Here is a 21841-nt window from a genome sequence, read left to right on the forward strand (position 1 = left end):
CTACTCTCGCACAATCGGACCATCGCGCACCAACCCGCACCGGCTCGATGCGACGCAACCAGTCTGACCGATTTCACCCGCCAGTCCAAGCGACTACGCTGTTTCAGCGGCTGCGACAGGCGTCATCGCGGCTTCTGTTCCGGCTGAGGCCAGCTTTCTCACCATCTCCTGCGCGAATGCGGAATACGCCTGACTGCCCCTTGCGGCCGGATCGAAAACTATGCCTGGCAAGCCAAAGCTCGGCGCTTCGGCGAGCCGGACATTGCGCGGGATCACCGTGTCAAACACCTTGCTGCCAAAGTGCGCCTTGAGCTGGTCGCTCACTTGCTGCTGCAACGTGATGCGAGGGTCGAACATCACGCGCAACAGGAAGATGGTCTGAAGATTCTTGTTGAGGTTGGCATTCACCTGCTTGATCGTGTTGACCAGGTCGGTGAGCCCTTCGAGCGCGAAGTACTCGCATTGCATCGGCACGATCACGCCATGCGCGGAGCAGAGTCCGTTGAGCGTGAGCAGGCTCAGGCTCGGCGGGCAGTCGATCAGGATGAAGTCGTAGTCGGCACCCACCGCGGCGAGCGCGGTACGCAGCCGCTTCTCCCGACGATCGAGGGAGACCATTTCCACTTCGGCGCCGGCCAACTCCCGGTTGGCGCCGAGCACGTCGTAGCCACACTCGTCGGCGGTGATGCGCGCCTCCGCCACGGTGGCGGATTCCAGCAGCACGTCATAGACGGTGAACTCGATCTGGCGCTTGTCGATGCCCGAGCCCATGGTCGCGTTGCCCTGCGGGTCGAGGTCGATCATGAGCACGCGTTGACCGACCTTGGCCAGGCCCGCGGCAAGATTGACCGTGGTCGTTGTCTTGCCGACGCCGCCTTTCTGGTTGGCGATGCAGAAGATGCGAGCCATTTATTCCTCGTGAAGAAACAGTAAGTTTGACGCCAAGGCGATGAAGCGCGTCGCAGAAAGTCAATGTGTCAAGGCGTGGGCCATGCCCGTGAAGAGGTGGGCATCGGAGTGTCGGAGAGAACGCGGACGACCCGCGCACCACCTTGTTCACTTCGGCTCGACCCGGGTGCCTCTGATCGTGTCGACAGGCACCGCCGAGGATCTTCACGTGGGCGGGACCATGCATCAACCGGTGACTATGCCGCAGCGTTCACGGCATCCTTCAGCGCCTTGCCTGCCGCGAACTTCGGCGACTTGCTCGCCTTGATCGTCATCTGCTCGCCCGTCGACGGATTGCGGCCCGTACGCTCGGGACGGCTCGCCACCGTGAAATTGCCAAATCCGATCAGCTGCACGGCTTCCCCACGCGCCAGGGCCTTCGTCAGGTTCTCGAGCACTGCGTCCAGAACGCGAGCCGCCTCGGCCTTGCTGAGTTCCACATCGGCCGCGATCGCGGCCACCAGTTCGGTCTTGTTCAATCTGAAATTCCTCGTGAAGTGGGAGAGAAAGGATAGCGCCTGCGAAGCCCCGTGGTTTGCGCGTGCAATCGGCGCACACATCCGTCGGGGCTCTTGCCGCAGGGGCGCACTCTACTTCACGACTTGGCGGCGCGAACCGCACGGCCATGTCTCACGAAGCGCATGTGCGATCACGGACAATTCGCAAATGGAGTTGCCGCCTTGATCGTCACACAGGACATTGTTCGCGCCACTTGGTCGCCCGAATACCAGGCCATCCGGACGCACTACGCCGACCGCATCGCAAAAGGCTCAGGGATCGCATTCCTGCAGCGCATCGACGAGGGGCTGATCATCCTGAGCGAGCTCGATGCCACCGAGGCCGCGATGCGCGCGTTCTGCCTGCACCCACTGTTCCAGGCAGACGAAGACCTGATTCATCATGGTCAGGATTTCATGAACAGCGTCGACGCCGACCCGTTCGTGATCCTGCTGGTCATGGAATTCCGCAGCAGGGCCAATGCGTGGCCAGTCGACAGGGTGCATCGTTCGCCGGACGGACTTCACATGGTGGCCGATGGCTGTCCTTCCGCCGGGCCCCTCGAAGCCGTGAAGCACATGCTCATCGCCGACAAGGTACAGCACCGCAAGGACTTCATTCGCCATCACCGCCGCAAGCACCCCTGCAGCGACGCACAGGACCTGTACTTCGACCGATGGCTTGAGGCACTGGACGTCGGCCGGACCGAGTACGAAGAACTCTGTGCGGCCATCGACATCGCCAGGGCCCGAAGGTGATTGTGCTTCCATGGGTTTCGCAAGGGCGGCACACGATGGGGAGAGCTTGATAGCCGGACCAAAGTGTGCCAAACCGTGGCAGGCATTGCGCGTCCAACCAGATTACTGAGTCCTGCAACGAGTAGCATTCGCTCGATTCCTTGCGCGCGGCGATGCTTGCCAATGACACCACCCCTGCCGAACTGCGTCTGCGCGGTGCCAGCGACGCGCAGCGCGCCGTCATCGTGGCGCTGGCGCTGGGCGCCGCGCATCGACCCCGCACTTGGATCTTCTCGATGCTGAGCCACCTGGGCGAGCGTGAAGGTGGGAAGCGCCTGACCAGTGAGCGCGTGCATGAGGTGATCCGTCAGCTGAGCCGCGCGGGATGGGCCGAAGAGACCCCCATGCGTAAGGGCTTCTGGCGCCTGGCGCCGGACATCGACAACGCCGTCATGCTCGAGCTGCTCGCGCGGCCCGACTTCGACGCGCTTGTCCAAGCCCTCGCCCAGCACGAAAACGTCGACGGCCCGAAGGGCCTGCATCGACACTTCGCATCCGTGAACGCGGCCGCCGCGCTGCTGCGCCTGGAATTCTTTGCCGGCAAGCCGCTGGACGAAGTGGCAGATCGCTGGGGTGACGCCTGTGCGTGGGCCGGCTGGGACCAAGCGGTGGGCATGGCGCTGTCTGGCGTGACGAATGCGGCGCTGGCCAGGCGCCTGCACCCATCCGTGCAAGTTCATGTCGTGAGCCATGGCCTGCGCCAGTTCCTGCTCGCGTGGGAGCCAGCGACGCTGCCGCTCGAGGACTTGGCCACCGAACTGCTTGCCGTGCTCCCCGCGCCGAACGATCTGCGGCTGCGCATGCTGTTGGCGGAGTACCGGCTCTGCACTGGTCGCGCGGACGCGGCCGAAAGCGAACCAGGTGCCGAGATGGACATCCTGCTGCAGCCACTGCACGAGGCCACGGGCGAGGATGCTGTCTATCGCAGCTCGCTGGCCCGAGCGGTGGAGGCGGGCGTGCTGGCGACCCAGGCCCGCTGGGCACAAGCCGAGCAGCGCTACGACACGGCGCTGGCGGCGCTCAGGAAGCAAACCGGCCAGCGCAAGGGCGTCCTGTCGGATGTGTTGATGCTGCCCTACCTGCAGTGCCTGCTAGCCCAACAGACGCCCTCGAGCCTGGACAAGGCATTGAAGCTGTGCCTGGCCGAGACGGGGCAGCGCAGGCCCACCGCGGACTCGCCTTGGGGCGCGGCCGCCCTGGCGGTGCAAATGCGCCGCGGCGACACGCCGCGCGACCTTGCGCAGTTCACGCCATTGCACTGGGGCGGCGGCACTTCCTCGCAGCTTGACTTCTGGCGCTGGCTGATGCGCGCGTGGCTCAAGGAAGACAACACGGTGCAGCCGCTGTCCAAGGCTGAACGCGAAGCCGCTGACGCACTGCTGGCTCGGCTTCAGCGCGCTGGCTTGCACCGGCTGTACGCGCAATGCGAGGACGCATTGAACGTCCTGGCCGGGCGCCCTGTGAGGCCCACGTTCTTTGTGCCCGCCGCACAGGAGAGTTGGCGCGCCGCCCTGGCCGCCCTGGCGGCCATCGGTGGGCCCGCCCAGCCGTCAACGAACAGCGATCCGACGGCCCTGGCCAGGCGCATTTGCTGGGCGCTGGAACTCGGTGACGACGGCGCCATTCTCGATGTCACCCCGTACGAGCAAAAGCGTGGCGCGCGCGGCTGGAATCGTCCGCAACCGGCGTCGCTGTGGGCGTTGTCGCAGGCGAGCAATCTTCCGCCGCACGATGCACAGGTCGTGCGGTGCATCCAGCGCTCTGCGCGTGGGTCGGCGCGCGATCTGCGCATCGACGCGGCCGCGGCCGTGATGGCGCTGATTGGCCATCCGGCGGTGGAGTTCTCGGATCAGCCCGGTGTCGTTATCACGCTGGAGGCGGCGCCCCCACAGCTCGAGGTGGCCGAGGTCGGCGAGAACCTGCGCCTGACGGTGTATCCGCCGCTGCGCGGTCCATCCTCCACACAGTGGTTTTACAACGCTGGCGAGACGAGAGCCGCCGAGGCCCTGGCGTCGACCACCGTGATCCGTGAGGGCGCGCAGCGTGCGCGGGTCGTACGCTTCACGCCGGCCCAGCGCCGCGCGGCGCTGCTGCTGGGCGACGGGCTCAATGTGCCGAAGGAGGCCTCGAATCTGCTGCAGCCCGTACTGCAAGGCTTGGGCGCGCACTTCCAGGTGCATGTGGACAGCTTGCCGGGCGGGCGCGACGTGCCCGCGCAGAGCGCGCTGCGCGCCGAGCTCACGCCTCTGGGCGCAGGCTTGCGGTTGCGCCTGGTGGTCGCTCCATTGGGCCCCGAGGGTCCTCGCACTGTTCCCGGCCACGGCCGCGCCCGTATGATTGCTGCGGTGGGTGGCCAGCCCTTCGCCGCACAACGCGATCTCGCTGCGGAGAGGCGCCACCTCGCATCCGTGCGCGAGGCCTGCCCGCTGCTCGGCGGCACTGAGATCGGGCCGGCCGAGTTCGAGATCCTCGATGCCGAGGATGCGCTGGACGTCCTCGAAGCATTGCCCCAATTGGAAGCGGTGCAGGCATTAGACTGGCCAGCGGGCCGACCGGTCACGGTCTCTTCAGTCGGGCTGGCGCAATTGCGTGTGCGCGTGCACGGCGATCGGGACTGGTTTGCGCTCGACGGCAGCGTGCAGGTCGACGAGGCGCAGGTGCTGAGCCTGGAGCAGTTGCTGCAATGGAGCAGCGGCAGCCGCGGACGTTTTGTGCCGCTGGGTGAAGGACGCTATCTGGCGCTGACGCAGGAACTGCGCGCGCGCATCGCCGATCTCGCCGCGGTGGTCGAACTGCAGCGCGGTCAGGCCAGCGTGCCTGCGGTCGCAGCCTTGTGGCTGGACGCGGCCCTGGACGGCGCGGATCGACTTTCGGACGACGCCCTTCGACAGCGCATCGGACGCTTGACTGAGGCGCAAGAGCTCGCGCCGGCGTTGCCGTCCGCGCTGCAGGCCGAACTGCGTCCGTATCAACTCGACGGCTATCAGTGGGCGATGAGGCTGGCCGCGGCAGGGTGGGGCGCGTGCCTTGCGGACGACATGGGTCTTGGCAAGACACTGCAGGCGCTGGCCGAGTTGCTCGCGCGGTCAGGCGGTGGTCCCGCGCTGGTGGTCGCGCCGACCTCGCTGATGGGCAACTGGCTGAGCGAGGCGCGGCGTTACGCGCCTTCGCTGAAGCTGTGCGCGTATGGCGACGGGGTAAATCGCGACAACCTTCTAGTTGAGGCTGCCGCCCACGACGTGGTGCTCGTCTCCTATGGCTTGCTTCTGCTCAACGTCGACGCTTTTGCGGCGTGCGAATGGCATACGGTGGTACTCGACGAGGCGCAGGCGCTGAAGAACTCGACCGCCAGGCGGACGCAGGCGGTGCACGGGCTCAAGACGAACTTCAGGCTCGCGCTATCGGGTACACCGATCGAGAACCGGCTGACAGAGCTGTGGTCGATCATGCGCATCTGCAACCCGGGGCTTCTGGGCAGCCTCGCACGCTTCAACGAGCGCTTTGCAGGACCGATCGAGCGCGACGGGGACCGCGATGCGCAGCGTACGCTCAAGCGCCTTGTCGGCCCTTTCATCCTGCGCCGCACAAGGTCCCAAGTGCTTGACGATCTGCCCCCGCGCACCGAGCTGACGCTCACCATCCACCCCGACGAGACCGAGCGGGCGCACTACGAAGCGCTGCGGCGTCAGGCGCTTGCGGCCGCCGAGCAGAGCATGAGCGCAAGCGGCGGCCATGCGCAGATCAACGTGCTGGCTCAGTTGACCCGGTTGCGCCGTGCTGCCTGCGATCCGCGCCTGGTCACTCCCGAGCTGGGCCTCGCCGGTGCCAAGGTGCAGGCCTTTGGCGAACTTGCGTTGGAGCTCGCCGCCAATGCGCACAAGGCGCTCGTGTTCAGCCAGTTCGTGGATTTCCTGACGCTGTTGCGCGAACCGCTGGATGCGGCCGGCATCGGCTATCAGTACCTCGACGGTGCGACACCGACGGCCGAACGCACGCGCCGCGTCAGCGCCTTCCAGGCGGGCGGAGGAGCACTGTTTCTAATCAGCCTCAAAGCCGGTGGCTTCGGTCTGAACCTCACGGTGGCCGACTACGTTGTGATCGCCGATCCGTGGTGGAACCCGGCCGCTGAAGACCAGGCCAGCGGCCGCGCGCATCGCATCGGCCAGTTGCGGCCGGTGACGGTCTACCGGCTCGTGAGCGCGGGAACACTCGAGGAGCGCATCGTGGAACTCCATCAGCACAAGCGCGCACTCGCCGACGGTGTGCTCGAGGGCACCGAGTCGCACAGCGCCCTCGATGCCACCGCGCTGATGGAACTCATGCGCGGATGATGCGCGAAACGAAAAGGCAATGTATTTTTGACTGCAAGTCGCCTTGACTGTCCCATCGCTCTCGCAGGTCAACTGGGCGGCGCGGCCGCGCCAAGGGGCACCGTCCCCACTTGCCAAGCATTCGGCGCAACCCGCGCTCGCCTTGGGCTCACCCAGCATTGCCTCAAAGGCCGCGACCTTCTCGCGTAACTGTTGCAACGCAGGATCGTCATCCTCGATGCCTGGGCCCATCGGCAGGTGCGACGCGCGCATGCCGAGCTTTGCACGGCGGCCGATGATTGCCCTTGCCGGTCCCGTCGAAGTCGTGAGGCCCATGCTCATCGCCGACAAGGTGCAGCACCGCAAGGACGGTGAAGACATATCGGTGTTTGTCACAAGGAAGGCAACCCGCTCGATCGCGGCAAGCAAAACAACGACTGATGCAGGACACGCCCACGCGCAGCGCTGTGCGAGTCAACTCACGCTGCGCTCCAAGCGCGAACCACGATCACCGCGATCACGACGGCGACCACGAAGACAATGCCATCCACGTTGAGGCCCCAGATGCTTTCCGAGCGTTCCTTTCGCATTCGTTGCTCCACTTCCATGGATTGCTTCACGCTGGCAAGGCCCGTGAAGTCCGTATCGTCTTCTTCGTCAGCGCGCTTCATCCTTACTCCCATGGGACGGCGCCATGCCAGCTTGTTCAACGCCATAGCGCCGAGCGAAGACGTGGCTTGTTGCAGACGTCATGGATGTCGCAGCAGAAATGCCGCGAATGCCGCGAGCAGCACGGCAACGAGCACCAGAAAATTGCGACGCCAGCCGACCTTGTTTTCCTCCTTCTTTCGCGGCCGCGAGTCCTGCGTCAACTCGTCCAGCCTGGAGGGCATGGATTCAGATTCCCTTGGATCGGGGTAGTGTTTCGCCATGACGATCAGCCTCGCACCATCATTGAGATCAGCGACAACACCAATGCAAACATGAGGCTGACGACGAGCCCAGCCTTCTGCCAGACATGACCGTGGTTCGCACCGCCGCCCTCGCCGATAGATTGATATTTCGACGGCAAGTCCGCACTCTTGGTCGGCCTCTCGTGCCACGCGTCCTGAATTTGTTTCTCCATGTAATCAATTATTACTAGCCTTAATACCTTCGTTTAACCCTCTATCGCTCCACACGCCGATCTGTGACTTTGTGCCGCAATCCGGCGACGAGCGAAGTGCGAGGACTTCGAGTGCGGCGCGCGTTAGGGACATGGTTCCCAGAAGCACCGCGTTCGCGAATTCGCGTGAATGGAAGCTGAACCCAACCCGAACGGATCGTTAACCTCAAGCGCGGCCAAATCGCTCGGCAATGCTTTATGCCGCAAGGGGGTTGGGCTCGCTCTTCGGTGCGTGAAACGCTGACTCGCACGTTCCGTGCAAAAAGTCGCAATGCACTGTGGGGTGCAACGCCCGTCCTACCAGTATTTGTAGTTAGCTTTAGTTCGCAGACCCGGTCCAATTGAGGGCATGGCTATCACCAACATTCTTGCTACCAGCGCCGAGATTCGGGTTCACCTTTCGGATGAGGCGCTGATCGCCTGCGAACTCAAGCGCGTCTGGGGCAAGTCCACCGTGGCACGCAAGGCCCGTTTCGAATTCGAGGCCGGGGAACGCGCAGGCGCGATGGACGCACTCGCGAGGTGGATCGCGACCGCGCCGGCGCGCCGCTCGATCGTCTGGATCGTGGGTCCGGCCGAAGCGCAGTATTTCGTCTTGCCATGGTCGCCCGCCTACGCCGATCGCATCCTGCGCGATGCCTACGCCCGCGAGCGCTTCGAGCAGCTCTATGCGAAGGACGCATCGCTCAGCAAGTTCTGCTTCACCGAGCAGTCCGCGGGCAAGGACCAGATGGTGTCGTGCATTTCCAATGAGCTGCACGCCGAGCTGGTGGCCCATGCCGAACTGGCAGGTTGCGAAATCGCCGGCATCAAGCCCTCGATCTCCATGGTGCTGGATCGTTTCCGCGACGTGCTGGAGACCGAGCAGGGCACGCTGTGCGTGGTGGACGGCGATCGCCAGGCCCTGGTGCGCCACAACCGCCGGCGCGTCGAGCACATCGTGGTGAAGCCGCGCAATGAGATGTCCACGCAGCTCGCAGCTCGCCATGGCGTGACGCGCTTCTTCTCGAACGCGCCCGCGCCTGAGCCGACGGCCAATGCAGCGGCCAAGCTGAACCTGCTCACGCGACGCGGTTACGTCGCCGCGCAGGACGCCGCCTATTCGTTCGCGCTCTGCGGGCCGCTCTGAAGCCACCGTGTCATTGTTCGCCTGGCCTCATCGGGTCCACGCCCCCGCGCTGAGAAGGGTGCTCTGATGCGATCAGCCAATGCGGCGCGCTGTGAGTTCGCGTATATCCAAAACTGGAGATGCGCGAAGGCTATGGGAAGAGGCGACGAATTCGCCGGCGCCAGACCGAACCCGGGCGATCGTGGCATTTGTTTCTGGCGAACTCTCGATAGATGGCGCGATGCTCTTCCAGCGCAATGTCGAGTTGATGCTGATTACGCTCGTTGTAGGCCCACGTCCCGGAGACGACAAGGAGACCTGATGGCACCGGCGTGACTTGGATGTCTCGTGCGCCAATGCGCTCAACAGCAGCGACCTGCGCAGCCGGGTTGAGGGCCGGCTCACCAACGCTCGACACGGGTCGCGAGGACGCGAAGGTGATGAGTTGGACTTGCGGATGAAAGCGTGTGATATGCGCGCACGCTTCATACAGCAGCAAGGTGCAAACGTCCCGCGGCTCATCTCGGCCACCCGAAACGGGTGCGAGGCTTCCGAAGTGCACGTGCTCACCGCCGTGGCCCAGTCGCACGGAGTCGACCTGACCCAGAAGCTTCTGTCCCGCGAGCAACAGCATCGGCTGGCCCAATTGATAGGGTGCCCCATCAGGGCCGGCGATGTGAATGACTTGAGATTCCATATGCTGTTGTCTGCGTCGAGATCACCGCAAGACCCGCACTCCGAGTGCGGACATCATGCGGTTCAAACGCCGCGCGAAGTTGGGAGCCGCTGGTCTTGGAAAGTTACGTGAACTCCAACACAACGGTGTGGTTGCCAATTCAATTCATTGGACTGATTAGCCGAGGTTGACAAAGGGCTCCGGGCACCGTCCCGCTGCCCAATTACAAGATTCGTCGCGCAGTCTGCCATCGTGCCGACAGACCTCTCGCCCTCTCAATGTACAGCTTGCAAGCCAGCCGTCGGCGCGGTTGCGGTCTCGGCGATTTCCTCCTCATTGCAGCCCTGCGTCGAGCCCACCAGCGTGAGGAAAGCAAGCCCAAAGCACACAGCCAAAGCGGTGAATCCGAATGTTGCAACCAGGCCGGCTGACAGCAGCAAAGAAAGAATGAGGATAAACGCTTTGAGCATTGTGAAAAGGACCGATGGTGGGTGCGCTGCACCGATGAACCAAGCTTAGTAGGCCGTTTCGTAAATATGGCCACGTATATTCTTGATAATTTTGGCCGCGTATGGCATCTTGATGCAATCCTTCGACTGGGGGTTGCGTATGCCAAGGAAGAGTCCGTTCCTTATCGAGTTGACTCTGGACGAGTCGGCCGAGTTGAATCGTCGTGCGACCAGATATACGTTGCCGTATTTCGAGGTTGTTCGAGCCAAGATGATCCTGATGGCCGCCAACGGCTTGGACAACGACGAGATCGCCGCGCGCCTGGACACTCGGCGCGAGGTGGTCAGTCAGTGGCGCCAGCGCTTCTTCAAGGATCGATTGGCGGGCCTCGAAGAGAGAGCCCGCCCGGGACGCCCTCGGGTCTTTCCCCCCAGAGGTCACGGTTGAGATCAAGGCGCTCGCCTGCGAGTTGCCGGCCACCTTGGGCTTGCCGCTGTCGCGCCTGAGCGTTGCGGACGTGGCGCGACACGCGCAGCGCTCGGGCCTGGTGGCACGCATCAGCGACAGCACGGTCTGGCGTTGGTTGCACGAGGACGCGATTCGCCCTTGGCGGCACCGATGCTGGATCTTTGCGCGAGATCCGCACTTCCAGGCCAAGGCCGGGCGCATCCTCGATCTGTACGAGCGGCGCTGGCAAGGGCAGTCGCTGCGCAAGGACGAGTTCGTCATCTCGACCGACGAGAAGACCAGTATCCAGGCTCGGCTTCGCATGCATCCGAGCCTGCCCACCGAATCGGGCAAGTCGATGCGCGTGGAGCACGAGTACGAACGTGGTGGCGCCTGGGCGTATATGGCGGCGTTGGACGTGCATCGCGCCAAGGTGTTCGGCCGCTGCGAAGCGACCACAGGCATCGCGCCCTTCGAGCGGTTGGTCGATCAGGTCATGAGCCAGGCGCCATACGTCAACGCAAGACGCGTGTTCTGGGTCATGGACAACGGCTCGTCGCATCGTGGCGACGCGTCAGTGCGGCGCCTCACGCAAGCCCATCCCCGATTGGTTCCGGTCCACGCACCGGTCCACGCCAGTTGGCTCAATCAGATCGAAATCTACTTCTCGATCGTGCAGCGCAAGGTGCTGACCCCGAACGACTTCCCTGGCCTGGAGGCGATCGCTCGGAGGCTGGCGAGCTTCGAGCGCTACTTCGAGAGCATCGCGCATCCATTCGAGTGGAAATTCACCCGCACCGATCTCAATGCCTTGATCGCGCGCATGCGCGATCGCTGGGCGCAGAGCCAGCCCTTGAAGCTGGCCGCTTGAAGAATACGTGTGCGAACTTCCGAAACGGAGTACTTAGGTAGGTGCTGCTCCTGCCGCAATTACCCGAAAGTTTTCACCGACGATGCAAGCCCATGGAACTTCGCCGCGAACGGTAATCTTGCACACGACTACGCCTTTGCGACTCAGAGAGAATGCAATCTCCTCGTCACATGCTGGCTATTTCGACGCAGCACCGCATCGAGGTCATCGCGGGCGCACTGGAGGCGGGCGTCGCGCCCGTTTCTGCGTTGCCCTGCGACGTGCTGTGCCTTACCGTACCGAAGAGCCAGCTGCAAATTCTGCGACACCGCTCTTTCTTGAGCTGTGGACCAGCGGCGCTTTGGGGGTGGAACACGTTCGGTGCCTGCCGCTGCGTTAAGGGTGAGTTCAGATGTGGTGCCCAAAATTGAGGGGGGCGATCACTGCGGCTCAAAGGCGGTAGGTCACGGGTGCTGCGCGAGTGAATGAAGGCCCGGGCGAAAAGGTTTGCTAGAGGGGCTCCCGGCGATGCATTTGACTCAACGCAATATTCTTCGTGCGGCTGGTGGCGAATCACGATGCGAATACAGCGTGTCGACGCTAGCGATGCCACGGCGGTTTGACTGCACCGCGACTGCAAGCCTTGCGCCAACGGCTGCCATGTCTGAAATCCCGACCCCTGAAGAGCTTGCCGAAGTAGATGGTGTGCTTCTCAAGCGCGTGATCGAGATCTGGCGCGCACACGGCCTGCGGGGCGATACGCGCGCGTTGATTATTGCGAGTGCCTTGGAGATCGAGCTTCGCCGTCGACACGCCCCCATTCAGAGCGTTCGAGCCTTGATTGCTTATCGCGATGATGTCTGACTATCCGCCAGTGTGAGTACGATTTTCGGGACCAGATCGATCGTTCAGTGCGCGACGTTTTGCAACTTGCGCGCGAACACCTCGGCATGTACGTTGCGTTCGTCTGCAAGTTCGTGGCGGGACGTCACTTTGCCAGGCCGTCCGCAACCGCGGCGCAATTCACATACCGGGATGATTTCGGAATACTGAGCAGCGGCACTGTGCACTATGCGATTGGCGAGCCTTTGCATTGGGCGCATCGTAGGGGCGCTCAACGAGGCCCTTGCACTGTGTCCAACCCTTCCCAAATTGCCGCGTCCTCCGCTTCACACATGCCTTTCCCGCGCCCGTTTCAGGAGAATCTTCTGACCGCGCTCGACCGCGCGGTCAGCGAGGAAGAGGTGTTTCAAGCGCTGCTCTCGGCAGCCCGGCAGCTCGGATTCGAGCACTGCGCCTACGGCCTGCGCCTTGCCGTTCCGATCTCCAACCCGAAGGTCATCACGCTCAACAACTATCCGCTTGCCTGGCAAGCGCGCTACATGGAGGCAGGTTATCTGGCGATCGATCCGAGCGTGCGCCACGGGCAGATCGACCAGTCCCCGATCCTCTGGGACGACGCGCTCTTTGCCTCGGCCAATGAGCTGTGGTCCGAGGCCAAGGACCAGGGCCTGCGACATGGCTGGGCGCAGTCCAGTCTCGACGGATTTGGCGTGGGCGGCATGTTGACCCTGTCGCGCTCCAGCGAGGTGCTGACGGCGCAGGAACTGCGCGACAAGGACAGCCAAATGCGATGGCTGGTCCAGGCCGCGCACATCTCGCTGTCGCGCTTGATGAAACACAAATACGCGCCGCAGCCCGAGGTCCCGCTGACCCCGCGCGAGATCGAGGTGCTGAAGTGGACTGCCGACGGGAAGACGGCCAGCGAGATCGGCGACATCCTCTCGATCTCCGTGCCCACGGTGAACTTCCACATCAAGAACGTCGTGCACAAGATGAAGGCAGCCAACAAGACCGCTGCCGTGGTCCAGGCGCTGATCTCCGGACTGCTGCACTGAGCGCCGCAGCGGACGGACCCAGATCAACACCCGATGACCGACACGACGACCAACTACTGGACGGAGCTCCCGGCCCTCCCATCGTCGCCGTCGTAGGGGCCCGATGACGGCATCCCGTCGCATCTCATCGCGCAACGTGAGAAGCCCGGTGGCCGGCGCCTCCTCGCGATCGTGTGATGGGTCTTCGGGGTCATTGCCTCAAAGCCAAGTGCGCTGGCGGGCGGCAGCTACGGCTTCACTGCCCGCCTGACGCTGTGCGTGACCGTCCAGCCGCCCGCCTTGTTTTCCTCGGCCCTGATCGACAGCTTGCCAAGCGTCTTTCCGTAGTCTGCCTCGTCTGAAAACTCCGCCCACGCGCTTGCGCGGCCGTCACCCGATACCGTGCCTCGCTCAAAGCGCCATCGTCGGCCTTTGATTTCGGCGTCCCGCTCGCGATGTCTGAGCACTGCGGTGGCCGCAGGTCCGGCAGCGGCGAACCGCTCTTTTGAAATGAATGCGTACATGCGGGTGCGTAAGAACTCAAACGACGTGACCCACGCCGACTGACATCAATGCTATCCAAACCGAGGGGCTTGCTTGGGCGGTGCCGGCTCGCATCTTCGACCACTAGATCGCGGCAAGCTCGCAGCCGCTCGGCTGCTCCATGCTGTCGCTCAATCGCCAAACATCTTGCGCTTCAGTTCACGGCGCTGCTGCGCTTCGAGGGACAGCGTGGCGGTCGGACGCGCCAGCAGGCGGCCAACGCCGATCGGCTCGCCGGTTTCGTCGCAATAGCCGTAGTCGCCGGCATCGATGCGCTGGATCGATTGCCCGATCTTCTTGAGCAGCTTGCGCTCGCGGTCACGGGTGCGCAGCAAGAGCGCGTGCTCTTCCTCGATGGTGGCGCGGTCGGTCGGGTCGGGAACGACCACCGCATCTTCACGCAGATGCTCGGTTGTTTGACTTGCGCTATCGAGGATGCCTTGCCTGAGGCCCACAAGCTTGAGGCGGAAGAAGGCCATCTGCTTCTCGTTCATGTACTCGCTGTCGGGCATGGCGATGACTTCGGCATCGCTCAACTGTTCCGGCGTCTTGGTCTTCCAGTTGTTGGCGAGTTTCGGATCCTTCTTCAGCGCGACGTGCGGCGGGGGCACCAGCGCGGTCGACACGACCTGGCTGAAGCTGGACTTGGCAGCGTTCGAGGCCACGGACTGGGCCATGGACGGCACGGTCAGTTGGGACAAGCGCGAGACGCGTCCGACGCGGGGGGCCGGCGTGACAGGAGCCGGAGCGGGAGTGGGGGCGGCAACAGCTTTTTTCATGAACGCGTCGCGATAGCAGCCGAAAGGTTCCGCATCGAAGTCCGCAGAGCCGTGCCGAGGCGTCCAGCAAGGAATTGGCTCGGCAAAACACTGACGGGGCCAAATTCAAAAGCGACGCGATGGTATTCCCATTTGCCCTGCATCCGCAATCCAGTGCGGCCAAAGAATCCGGGGTCGAGCTCACTTGCGTCTTGCGGCATGCGTCTTGAACGATGCGTCCGAGTGCCTGCACTGGCTGCGGTGCACGCTACCCAATTTCTGATTTATTTCTTGAATCACTTCCCCAGGGTCATCCACGAAGGGGGACGTGGCAACTCAGCCCTTTGCGCTGGGCCCGAAAACATAACGGGCCAGCACACGCAGATCGTCCTCGTCCTGCATTTGCGCCGTCACTGCGGGTAGCGACTCTCCAAGCGCCATAGCTGCCAGCGCCCTGCGCGGACATAGCCCGAGGCAGCGCGTGCGCACGATACGCACGCGTACCGACGCGTCTGAGCCCAAGCGCCGCAATTCCTTGCTGGCTGATTTGCTGTCCAGATGCCGCGGACCGTCGGAGCGTCCTTCGCACTCAGCACACACGACCGCGAGGCGAGTGAATTTTGATGATTCCAGTTTCATCGGCGACGCTCGGTTCTGGCGCGCTATCGATGTGCTACGGGCTTCGCAGACGGGGATCGAATGTCAATCGCCATCTGCCTTGTCGCGTCGAGACGTTGGGACTTGAAGAAGCGCAGCATCTCCTCGCTTGCGTTCGGGCCAGATGGATCTGCGAAGGTGCGGGCGGCATTGCCACCTGACCACGCGTGCGATGCGCCATGCAGCGTCCAATGCTCGCCGCACACGACTTTCGACCCTCGCTGAAGGTAGAGCCGCCGGGTGATAAGGCAGCCCTTTTCATCGACGTGTTCAACGGAAGTGAAGGTGCGATCGATGCCGAACGCAGCCTCGATCACCTGCGTGCCATTGATAGGGCTCACGATCGTGTCCTTGTCCCCATGAAAAACGACGGTGGGGACCTCGCTCGGCACCGACGGTGGACGCGCGGTCCCGCGCATCGCAGCCAAACCAGATGCCAAGTCTTTGCCTGCGAATGAAGCCAAGCCGGAATGCACCCCGACTGCAGCGTAGATCTCTGGATAAAGTTCACCGAGGAGGCTGGCCATTGCCCCGCCGGCCGAAAGTCCCGCCACATAAATTCGCTGGCAGTCGACGCCGCTTTCTGCGGCCACATATTTGGTCAGCGCCGCAATGCGCGCGGGCTCTCCTTGGCCGCGCTGCTGGTGTGCCGGGTCGAACCAGTTCCAGCACCGGAACGCGCTCGCCTGCTTCGACTGCCCGGGATAGAGCACCACGAAGCCGTGGCGCTCGGCCGCTTCATTCATCATGGTGCCCGCCGCGAAGTCGTCCGGATCTTGCCCCGCACCGTGCAACATCACCACCATCGGCCGGCCCTTTTTCGACCTCGGAGATGGCATGAAAACCGTGTACTCGCCGTGATCAACTCCCTTGGTTGCCAAGGCTGGAGCGCAGGGGCGGCCAGCGCGTCGGAGAGAGCCGGACATGCTGTCGAGGGCGCCGACGGCCAGAACAACGGGTTGAACAGCAGTTCCATGGAAGGTGAGAGGCTGAGCATCACTCGTTATCGCTTCGCCTTGCCCTCTTTGCGCCGCGGCTGGAACCACGCGTGTGCGTAGGCCGATAGGCCGGGTTGAGCGTGACGAGCGCTGACTTCGACATGATCATCGGCAGCGTCACGAATTCCGCGATCATGAGATCGTCAGTTCGAACTGCAAGATCATGCGTGGCTCTGCGGCGCTGCTCTTGCTGGAGCGTTGGTGCCGTTCGCGAGTTGCTCGCGCATGCGTGGTGCCTGCACCACGAAGAAGCCGAACCGAACTCCGCAGGGCATCCGACGGCCTTACCATGACCCCATGCAACCTGGACTGTTCGTACGCAGCGGCGTACTCATGAAGATGCTGGCTCTCAGTTTGGGCGTGATGTCGCTGTTCCCCGTTTCCGACGCCGCGTCCCAAGAGCGGATGTCTACGAACGCCATCCAGCAAGAAGCCGACTATCGCGTGATCGCAGCGCGCTGCGGAACGCCTGCCTTCGAGAAGAAGTTCAGTCGCCAGTCGAGGGCGGCTGTCTCAGCAGGTCTGGTCTCGACCACGCGTGACGCTGCCGCTGTCGAGAAGTCAATCACCGCCCTCCGTCGCAGTCCGCTCACGCTTGTGTCGGCGTCCTCCGACTGTCCCGCGCAACTCGCACAGCTCGAAACCGTGCAAAGACAGCGCAGCGGGCTCGTCAAGGCTCCGGGGAAGTTGCCGTCGAAGCCTTGATCGACGGTAGAGCCTGACGGCCGCGCAGACGCAGGCAATCACCGGCGGACGAGGGTATTGCTATGCGTCTTCTCCGAAGCATGACCTGATCCACTGATACCCCGCGTAGGCGGCGTCCGTCTCGTCGGCCTCGATGAGTGGCTCGAGGTAGCGTTCCAGATACGGCATTCCCTCGCCGCGGCCGCGGCGCATGCAGTAGACGGCGAACGCGACGTGGCGGTATTCCAAGCCCGCGATTTCCTCCGACGTTGGGACCTCGTTCAGCGCGGCCAATATGGCCTTCGCATACAGTTGGCTTGCGCCCTTCGTGCCCATCCGCCCGCCTTTGGAAAATTCAAGATCAAGAGCCGGCTCTACGTCGGCCGGGTTCGAGGAACTTCTGCGTTTGCAGCGGCGCGGGCGTCGGTTCCCATGTCAAGCGTCGCTCACAGTCACTCATCCGGCGCGGCACTCGTTTCGACGACTTCTCAAACCCGCGAAGTGTGGCTTTCAACTTCTTGGTCGGACAACTCAATCCACGCTTCCGTTCACACCAATGGCATTGTGCTCCCACTTCTGACGGCAGCGCTGCAAGCCTCGTGCGTTCCTTCGCAGCTTGCAGCCATTTGACGATCGTCATGTCCACGAGCCCCGTGGTCGCGTTCGGAACTTGCCAGCCGTGTTCCAAGAGAAGGGAGGCGGGGGCATCCCGGCGAAGTGTTGCGCAGTGGGGGAATGGGCGCAAATCGTGCCCAGGAGGCGCGGCGACGATCTTGTTTGGGGCTTTTCGTGGAGGTTGCCCCCGCTCTGCGCTGCGTCTGGGGCGTGGTGCTGCACGCATTTGCGGGGGGCGCGTTGCCGCAGTCTGTTGGCCCTTTCAGCTTTCTTGCGCGGTGTCTTTCTGCGGAAGTACCGGCCTCAGCGGCGCGAGCTGTCGTTCGAGTCACAGTTCGGCCTTGCGTCCTGCGCAAGGTGAGCCGAAGCACTTGCGGGCCCGCCATTCCCGGGCGCAAACGCTGTGTCGTCTACCTCTTCTCGAGCTGAAAAATGACTTTGATGGACGATCGGTCGTTCCGGTATCGCGATTGCGAGTTCCTGTTGAGCGTCGAGCGCACAGGCCAAGACCTCTTCCTTCCCCATGTGCTTTATCGCTCAGGGTTGCCCAACCTTGAACAGCAGGCGTTGCCCGTGGATGCAGATCCCTATGCATCTTCGGAAGAGGCATGGCGGCACTGCGAGCAGCAGGCGGTCCGCTGGGTGCATGACCGCACCGGCGATGGTCAAGGGCGATTCTGATGGCGGCTAGGCGCACACACTCGCGACGACTCTTTCTCAACCTTGCGCTCCAAGGAGGCGGCGCGCATGGCCCATTTGCCGGGGCGTCCAGGACTGCTTGCTTGATCGGGCATCTGTCCTTGAAGTGCGGCGGCGATTTCGCGCGGCTCCTTAAGCGAGCCACGATGGGTATGCACGGAAGCCTGGATCACCCTCGGTTGGGCGCATCTCCGAATCGGTCCAGGTTAATTGGATCTCCGTGTGGCTACAGCTTGCGATGCTCGGTCATGTCGGCCGGTGAATTCCCGCTGACCGCTGACGCAGCCATCTTCACCAACTGCACGACTTTGCTGTCCTTGGCCTTCCAGTACTCTGCTTGCGTGATGCGCACGATCAAAAGGGCCAGGTTGGGATCGGTTGCGCCACCGGGGAACCAGGCCTTGGCGATCGTGTTGAAAAGCTCCTCCTTCTTGGCTTGGTCCTCGCTGATGGTTGCGGTGCCGGAAACTGAGACGTAGTCGTCATCATCCACGTTGGCATAGGCTACGTTGACGTTCGCGTCACTTGCGACGTGGCGTGCAATGTCTCCATCGCGCGCTACGAAAAAGTAAAGCAGCGAATCCGCTTCAATCGCCTTGTTCTGCGTGGTGAGAGGCTGGCTGTGCAGGTGCCCATCGCCGTGCCGATGCGTCAACATCCCGAACTTCGTGTCGTGAATGATCTTCCAGAGCGTCGCGTGCGCGTCGTCATTGGCCATGAAATTCTCCTTGTTGAACGTGTGAATGATCCGTCGCTGCGGGGCGGAGGGTGACAACGCGGGGCCGGTGCGCCTTCTCGAAATCGAGGCCTGGGCAAACCATGCGCAGCGGATTTGAGTCCGAGCCGCACCCCACAAGCCGGTGTGATGGAACCCTGCTCATCTTCCAAGGCCGCGTGTGCGAGACTTTTGGCGGTTCGTGCGTAGGTGCGCGACGCGCGCCTGAGGCGCTGCTAAGCCTTCCGCGTCGCGACCTCCTGTCGCGCTTATAACAGCGCATGGTCCGCATTGGGTCCAACGAAGCGCGCTTGACCACCTACCGGCGTCGCTAGAGTCCTGTTGCCTTGCCTTCATTCCTGTCTGCATGCTCCCGTTTCCAAGGGGCGTCCTGGCCATCATTGGAAAACCACCTCCGAAGCCATCAACACACCGTTGATGACCTCGGTGCCGTGGACGTTGACTTTCACGCCGGTACCTAGGCCGGCCCCGGTGCCGTTGCCGAACACCGGTCTGGCCCGCTTGCGTTCGCCGATTGGCCGCGAAGCGGAAGTCGGCCGCCGGCCTGAACGTTCCAACGGTGCCGATCAGATCCATTAAGGCGGGTCCGCCCATGCCGGGCACATGGCGGATCTTGAGCTTGGTCGCCCGCAGGACACCGTGGACGCGGCGCCGCCACGATGCCGGCGATCTGGGCGGTGTTGCCTTCGACCAGCGGCACGGGGCACGACCATTGCACCGAGCTGGCGTGTCCAGGCCCGCCAGCCCTGTGGCTGTGGCGCGCACCCGCACAAGGATTCCATCCGCGAGGGGACACCGACGCAATGGCTCATCTCACGCAACGGGCACGCAGCAAATGGAAGCTATCAAGAAGCTGATGCCGTCGATATGAAAGGCTGACGCCTCAGGGGAATGGTTGCGCTGCTAACTACACCGAATCGCAGATGGCACCGTAAGCGCCGTCCACGTTCGAAGCGCACTGAATGATGGGGTGCGCACAGAAACACGGTGACCCGATCGGTTGTCCTAGGCGTGGTGGTCGGTTTCTCTCTGCCACCCGGTCCTTGTTGAAGAAGGAGTCGAAGAATCAGGGCCTTGGTGTGATTTACCCATCCTCAACGTTTGGGTCAGAGCGCTGCTGCACCTGCGGCGGGGGCTTAAGAAAGGCAGGCGACGACGCCCCGGACGCTCCGGGCTCGAGACTGCCGGAGTTCGCTGGGCACATAGTGACAGCGTGAAGGCCGAGACGGCTTCGCTGTTCGGCGAAATCGTGTGCAGTCTCTCGCGCATCGAGGTGAACTTCGGGATGGTTAGTCTGGGCGGCGTCAAGGCGCATAGAACATCGTGGTCAACTTCATTGGCCAGCGCCACGGGGCAGGAGGCTCAGCGCTGCAGTACGAGCCCGATGATCCGCGACTGGGTTCGCTTGTACGACAGGGTCCAGCGTGCCGAGAAGGTCTCAAGCCCGACGCAGTGGAGCCCACTGGAAGTGGTCGCCTACGAGCACGAGGGCTGGGCGTTGTTCTCGCGGTTGCGTGGCTACACAACTCGCGAGATTGCGGACTTCAAGGCCTACCTTGCTCTCTGCGAAAGCATCAAGCGCTCAGAGCCCGATGGCGAAGTCTTCCTCTTGCAGGCCTCGCTGGAGATCCAGCGCTTGGTGAGCACCGAGGCCTTCAGGCAGGTCGAAGCGCGTTTGCTTGCGATGTCGCATGCCCAGCGAGGAGCGATTTCGGTTTCCATGCATTCTGTGGGCGCTTGGCCCGACTTTTCATGATGTAACCCAGTTCGTTGCAGACCACCCATCGTCCGATCGCGGCAACTTGCCTTTTCGTGACGGTTCTCCAGTGAGGCGCGTGCAATAGCCATGGCGACCGCCACAGAATTCATGGAAACCGAGATCACCTCGATCTGGACGTTCTCCTGTGTGGTGGTGCCGCATTGCAACTGCGCTCGTCGCAACGGCGCTTAAGGGGCGGGCGCACTAGACTCGCGCGCTGCCGCCCTTCGCCTCGCGTAGTTCCTTGCCGCGCACTCGGCAGGTGTCAAAGCAGGAGGTTGCGGGGCGTCGGGCCCCGCGCCCCACCGGTATCGTTTTGCATGCGGCCCGCTGCGCGAAGGCTCAACCCAGGCTTCGACATGGATGCGCCCGTCAGCCGCGAGCGAAATAGTTCGCCTGTAGACGGTCCGAGCGTTCAGTCCAGTCGCCGTGGCGATTTCGGCGACTGTCAGCGCGCGACGTTGGATGGCGCGGCGGATGAGGGCTTCGGCGTACTTGTGCATGCTTGGCCACGGGTCTGGTCGAAATGTCACATGCTGTCTCAGCGGCCCAGACCGATACTTGATCCTGCGCAAGTCGCCGATTGAAAAGCCCCAATCGGGGCCTTTAGTTTGTGGATCGTGGGGGGTGCGACATTGCAACTTTGCTCCCACAGTCGCGAGGAAAGCTATCCGATTTATGGCAAACGCCGTCGGGACGCTGCAACTGTCTCGCGAGGAGGGTGGGGCGCGATCTCATGATCGCGAATCGAGCGCCGTCCGTGCCCTCGCGCGTCTCCCAGTAGGCGACGACCGTTGCTAGCTGCTGGCCACGGGGCATTCGTAGGACTGCAGAGGGCCCATCCCAGTCAGTCGCACCGCCGCGCCGACTGCGCGGCGTCCCTGGAGTTGGCGCGACTGGAGGAGAGACGGTAGGATGCCCGGCCGGCCTCCTGCCCTCAACCCGGATGTAGACCATGCCGCAAGGATCCATGCCTCATGGGCAATCCAGTTCGTCCGCATATCCTGCGCAGGAGCGGTTTGAGCGCTGGCAAAGCGGCAGCGGCAACTCGTACGTCGTCACGCTTCCGGATCACTTCCGCGAGAAGGACTTCAACTTCGACGTCACCTTCTGGCGCTTCGACAAGCTGATGCTGAGTTGCGCCAAGACCGATCGCGACGAACATCGACTTCACGGCGCAGTCGTCCAGCAACCTGCAGATCAACGGCGGAGCCAACCTGACAGCCGGCCAGATCACGGTCAATGTTCCGGCCAATGCTGGCCTGC

General features: G+C 63.1%; 24 protein-coding genes. 10 read left to right on the forward strand and 14 right to left on the reverse strand.

What is annotated here, in order from left to right:
* Nucleotides 1–93 precede the first annotated feature (93 nt).
* Both WKW82_RS35025 and WKW82_RS35030 read right to left on the reverse strand, forming a co-directional pair.
* A complete protein-coding gene (locus WKW82_RS35025) occupies nt 94–909 on the reverse strand; it encodes a ParA family protein (RefSeq protein ID WP_340347690.1) in 816 nt (271 codons plus the stop codon).
* Between the two features lie 236 nt (nt 910–1145).
* A complete protein-coding gene (locus WKW82_RS35030) occupies nt 1146–1508 on the reverse strand; it encodes an HU family DNA-binding protein (protein ID WP_340347691.1) in 363 nt (120 codons plus the stop codon).
* 120 nt (nt 1509–1628) lie between these two features.
* On the opposite strand from WKW82_RS35030, the gene WKW82_RS35035 reads away from it, so the two are divergent.
* Nucleotides 1629–2204 carry a hypothetical protein gene (locus tag WKW82_RS35035; RefSeq protein ID WP_340347693.1) on the forward strand — a complete coding sequence of 192 codons (576 nt, stop codon included), beginning with the start codon at nt 1629–1631 and terminating at the stop codon, nt 2202–2204.
* A 275-nt stretch (nt 2205–2479) separates the two neighbouring features.
* Nucleotides 2480–6574: an SNF2-related protein gene (locus tag WKW82_RS35040; RefSeq protein ID WP_340347695.1), complete on the forward strand. Its 4095-nt coding sequence runs from the start codon at nt 2480–2482 to the stop codon at nt 6572–6574.
* Nucleotides 6575–7032: 458 nt separating this feature from the next.
* Here WKW82_RS35040 and WKW82_RS35045 read toward each other — a convergent pair whose 3' ends face one another.
* Genes WKW82_RS35045 through WKW82_RS35055 form a run of 3 tightly spaced genes read right to left on the reverse strand, consistent with a single transcriptional unit; the run spans nt 7033 to nt 7679 of the window.
* Nucleotides 7033–7269 (reverse strand): hypothetical protein, encoded by a 237-nt coding sequence (locus tag WKW82_RS35045; RefSeq protein ID WP_340347696.1) that lies wholly within the window; start codon nt 7267–7269, stop codon nt 7033–7035.
* Nucleotides 7270–7302: 33 nt separating this feature from the next.
* Entirely contained in the window at nt 7303–7485 is a 183-nt protein-coding gene (locus WKW82_RS35050; RefSeq protein ID WP_340347698.1) for a hypothetical protein, read from the reverse strand.
* 5 nt (nt 7486–7490) lie between these two features.
* Complete coding sequence (locus WKW82_RS35055; RefSeq protein WP_340347700.1) at nt 7491–7679, reverse strand: hypothetical protein; 189 nt, start codon at nt 7677–7679, stop codon at nt 7491–7493.
* Between the two features lie 388 nt (nt 7680–8067).
* Here WKW82_RS35055 and WKW82_RS35060 point away from each other — a divergent pair, with 388 nt between their 5' ends.
* Nucleotides 8068–8847: a hypothetical protein gene (locus tag WKW82_RS35060; RefSeq protein WP_340347702.1), complete on the forward strand. Its 780-nt coding sequence runs from the start codon at nt 8068–8070 to the stop codon at nt 8845–8847.
* Nucleotides 8848–8977: 130 nt separating this feature from the next.
* On the opposite strand, the gene WKW82_RS35065 is transcribed toward WKW82_RS35060, so the two are convergent.
* Both WKW82_RS35065 and WKW82_RS35070 read right to left on the reverse strand, forming a co-directional pair.
* Entirely contained in the window at nt 8978–9523 is a 546-nt protein-coding gene (locus WKW82_RS35065) for a hypothetical protein (RefSeq protein WP_340347703.1), read from the reverse strand.
* Nucleotides 9524–9777: 254 nt separating this feature from the next.
* A complete protein-coding gene (locus tag WKW82_RS35070) occupies nt 9778–9972 on the reverse strand; it encodes a hypothetical protein (protein ID WP_340347704.1) in 195 nt (64 codons plus the stop codon).
* Nucleotides 9973–10084: 112 nt separating this feature from the next.
* On the opposite strand from WKW82_RS35070, the gene WKW82_RS35075 reads away from it, so the two are divergent.
* From WKW82_RS35075 to WKW82_RS35090, 4 genes are all read left to right on the forward strand, one after another.
* Nucleotides 10085–10399 (forward strand): helix-turn-helix domain-containing protein, encoded by a 315-nt coding sequence (locus tag WKW82_RS35075; protein ID WP_340347705.1) that lies wholly within the window; start codon nt 10085–10087, stop codon nt 10397–10399.
* A gap of 1 nt (nt 10400) precedes the next feature.
* On the forward strand, nt 10401–11270 hold the full coding sequence (locus tag WKW82_RS35080) for an IS630 family transposase (protein ID WP_340347743.1): 870 nt from the start codon (nt 10401–10403) through the stop codon (nt 11268–11270).
* A 639-nt stretch (nt 11271–11909) separates the two neighbouring features.
* On the forward strand, nt 11910–12113 hold the full coding sequence (locus WKW82_RS35085) for a hypothetical protein (protein ID WP_340347707.1): 204 nt from the start codon (nt 11910–11912) through the stop codon (nt 12111–12113).
* 311 nt (nt 12114–12424) lie between these two features.
* The gene (locus WKW82_RS35090; protein WP_340347708.1) at nt 12425–13147 is read left to right on the forward strand and encodes an autoinducer binding domain-containing protein; all 723 of its coding nucleotides are present in this window, start codon (nt 12425–12427) and stop codon (nt 13145–13147) included.
* 227 nt (nt 13148–13374) lie between these two features.
* On the opposite strand, the gene WKW82_RS35095 is transcribed toward WKW82_RS35090, so the two are convergent.
* From WKW82_RS35095 to WKW82_RS35115, 5 genes are all read right to left on the reverse strand, one after another.
* Complete coding sequence (locus WKW82_RS35095) at nt 13375–13650, reverse strand: hypothetical protein (protein WP_340347709.1); 276 nt, start codon at nt 13648–13650, stop codon at nt 13375–13377.
* Nucleotides 13651–13800: 150 nt separating this feature from the next.
* Nucleotides 13801–14448, reverse strand: a complete 648-nt coding sequence (gene dksA / locus WKW82_RS35100) for an RNA polymerase-binding protein DksA (protein ID WP_340347711.1) — start codon at nt 14446–14448, stop codon at nt 13801–13803.
* Between the two features lie 315 nt (nt 14449–14763).
* Entirely contained in the window at nt 14764–15066 is a 303-nt protein-coding gene (locus WKW82_RS35105; RefSeq protein ID WP_340347713.1) for a hypothetical protein, read from the reverse strand.
* A 23-nt stretch (nt 15067–15089) separates the two neighbouring features.
* On the reverse strand, nt 15090–15965 hold the full coding sequence (locus WKW82_RS35110) for an extracellular catalytic domain type 1 short-chain-length polyhydroxyalkanoate depolymerase (protein ID WP_340347715.1): 876 nt from the start codon (nt 15963–15965) through the stop codon (nt 15090–15092).
* A 115-nt stretch (nt 15966–16080) separates the two neighbouring features.
* Nucleotides 16081–16218 (reverse strand): hypothetical protein, encoded by a 138-nt coding sequence (locus tag WKW82_RS35115; protein ID WP_340347716.1) that lies wholly within the window; start codon nt 16216–16218, stop codon nt 16081–16083.
* Nucleotides 16219–16379: 161 nt separating this feature from the next.
* Between WKW82_RS35115 and WKW82_RS35120 the strand changes: the two genes are divergently transcribed.
* A complete protein-coding gene (locus tag WKW82_RS35120; protein WP_340347718.1) occupies nt 16380–16787 on the forward strand; it encodes a hypothetical protein in 408 nt (135 codons plus the stop codon).
* 60 nt (nt 16788–16847) lie between these two features.
* Here the strand turns inward: WKW82_RS35120 and WKW82_RS35125 are convergent, their stop codons facing one another.
* Entirely contained in the window at nt 16848–17102 is a 255-nt protein-coding gene (locus WKW82_RS35125; protein ID WP_340347720.1) for a hypothetical protein, read from the reverse strand.
* Nucleotides 17103–17813: 711 nt separating this feature from the next.
* Between WKW82_RS35125 and WKW82_RS35130 the strand changes: the two genes are divergently transcribed.
* On the forward strand, nt 17814–18062 hold the full coding sequence (locus WKW82_RS35130) for a hypothetical protein (RefSeq protein ID WP_340347721.1): 249 nt from the start codon (nt 17814–17816) through the stop codon (nt 18060–18062).
* A 244-nt stretch (nt 18063–18306) separates the two neighbouring features.
* On the opposite strand, the gene WKW82_RS35135 is transcribed toward WKW82_RS35130, so the two are convergent.
* Complete coding sequence (locus WKW82_RS35135; RefSeq protein ID WP_340347722.1) at nt 18307–18798, reverse strand: pyridoxamine 5'-phosphate oxidase family protein; 492 nt, start codon at nt 18796–18798, stop codon at nt 18307–18309.
* Nucleotides 18799–20029: 1231 nt separating this feature from the next.
* Here WKW82_RS35135 and WKW82_RS35140 point away from each other — a divergent pair.
* Nucleotides 20030–20572, forward strand: coding sequence for a hypothetical protein (locus WKW82_RS35140; RefSeq protein WP_340347723.1), 543 nt, complete (start codon nt 20030–20032; stop codon nt 20570–20572).
* The last annotated feature ends 1269 nt before the right edge of the window (nt 20573–21841 follow it).

Source organism: Variovorax rhizosphaerae (assembly GCF_037889975.1).
Lineage (GTDB): Bacteria > Pseudomonadota > Gammaproteobacteria > Burkholderiales > Burkholderiaceae_C > Variovorax > Variovorax rhizosphaerae.

What these genes read in the sequence shown, in the direction of transcription:
- WKW82_RS35105 (WP_340347713.1), bottom strand. Translation starts at nt 15,066, where the DNA reads ATGAAACTGGAATCATCAAAATTCACTCGCCTCGCGGTCGTGTGTGCT.
- WKW82_RS35115 (WP_340347716.1), bottom strand. Translation starts at nt 16,218, where the DNA reads ATGATCGCGGAATTCGTGACGCTGCCGATGATCATGTCGAAGTCAGCG.
- WKW82_RS35120 (WP_340347718.1), top strand. Translation starts at nt 16,380, where the DNA reads ATGCAACCTGGACTGTTCGTACGCAGCGGCGTACTCATGAAGATGCTG.
- dksA (WP_340347711.1), bottom strand. Translation starts at nt 14,448, where the DNA reads ATGAAAAAAGCTGTTGCCGCCCCCACTCCCGCTCCGGCTCCTGTCACG.
- WKW82_RS35090 (WP_340347708.1), top strand. Translation starts at nt 12,425, where the DNA reads ATGCCTTTCCCGCGCCCGTTTCAGGAGAATCTTCTGACCGCGCTCGAC.
- WKW82_RS35085 (WP_340347707.1), top strand. Translation starts at nt 11,910, where the DNA reads ATGTCTGAAATCCCGACCCCTGAAGAGCTTGCCGAAGTAGATGGTGTG.
- WKW82_RS35135 (WP_340347722.1), bottom strand. Translation starts at nt 18,798, where the DNA reads ATGGCCAATGACGACGCGCACGCGACGCTCTGGAAGATCATTCACGAC.
- WKW82_RS35030 (WP_340347691.1), bottom strand. Translation starts at nt 1,508, where the DNA reads ATGTGTGCGCCGATTGCACGCGCAAACCACGGGGCTTCGCAGGCGCTA.
- WKW82_RS35045 (WP_340347696.1), bottom strand. Translation starts at nt 7,269, where the DNA reads ATGGCGTTGAACAAGCTGGCATGGCGCCGTCCCATGGGAGTAAGGATG.
- WKW82_RS35040 (WP_340347695.1), top strand. Translation starts at nt 2,480, where the DNA reads ATGCTGAGCCACCTGGGCGAGCGTGAAGGTGGGAAGCGCCTGACCAGT.
- WKW82_RS35060 (WP_340347702.1), top strand. Translation starts at nt 8,068, where the DNA reads ATGGCTATCACCAACATTCTTGCTACCAGCGCCGAGATTCGGGTTCAC.
- WKW82_RS35125 (WP_340347720.1), bottom strand. Translation starts at nt 17,102, where the DNA reads ATGGGCACGAAGGGCGCAAGCCAACTGTATGCGAAGGCCATATTGGCC.
- WKW82_RS35065 (WP_340347703.1), bottom strand. Translation starts at nt 9,523, where the DNA reads ATGGAATCTCAAGTCATTCACATCGCCGGCCCTGATGGGGCACCCTAT.
- WKW82_RS35025 (WP_340347690.1), bottom strand. Translation starts at nt 909, where the DNA reads ATGGCTCGCATCTTCTGCATCGCCAACCAGAAAGGCGGCGTCGGCAAG.
- WKW82_RS35130 (WP_340347721.1), top strand. Translation starts at nt 17,814, where the DNA reads ATGACTTTGATGGACGATCGGTCGTTCCGGTATCGCGATTGCGAGTTC.
- WKW82_RS35075 (WP_340347705.1), top strand. Translation starts at nt 10,085, where the DNA reads ATGCAATCCTTCGACTGGGGGTTGCGTATGCCAAGGAAGAGTCCGTTC.
- WKW82_RS35070 (WP_340347704.1), bottom strand. Translation starts at nt 9,972, where the DNA reads ATGCTCAAAGCGTTTATCCTCATTCTTTCTTTGCTGCTGTCAGCCGGC.
- WKW82_RS35055 (WP_340347700.1), bottom strand. Translation starts at nt 7,679, where the DNA reads ATGGAGAAACAAATTCAGGACGCGTGGCACGAGAGGCCGACCAAGAGT.
- WKW82_RS35095 (WP_340347709.1), bottom strand. Translation starts at nt 13,650, where the DNA reads ATGTACGCATTCATTTCAAAAGAGCGGTTCGCCGCTGCCGGACCTGCG.
- WKW82_RS35050 (WP_340347698.1), bottom strand. Translation starts at nt 7,485, where the DNA reads ATGGCGAAACACTACCCCGATCCAAGGGAATCTGAATCCATGCCCTCC.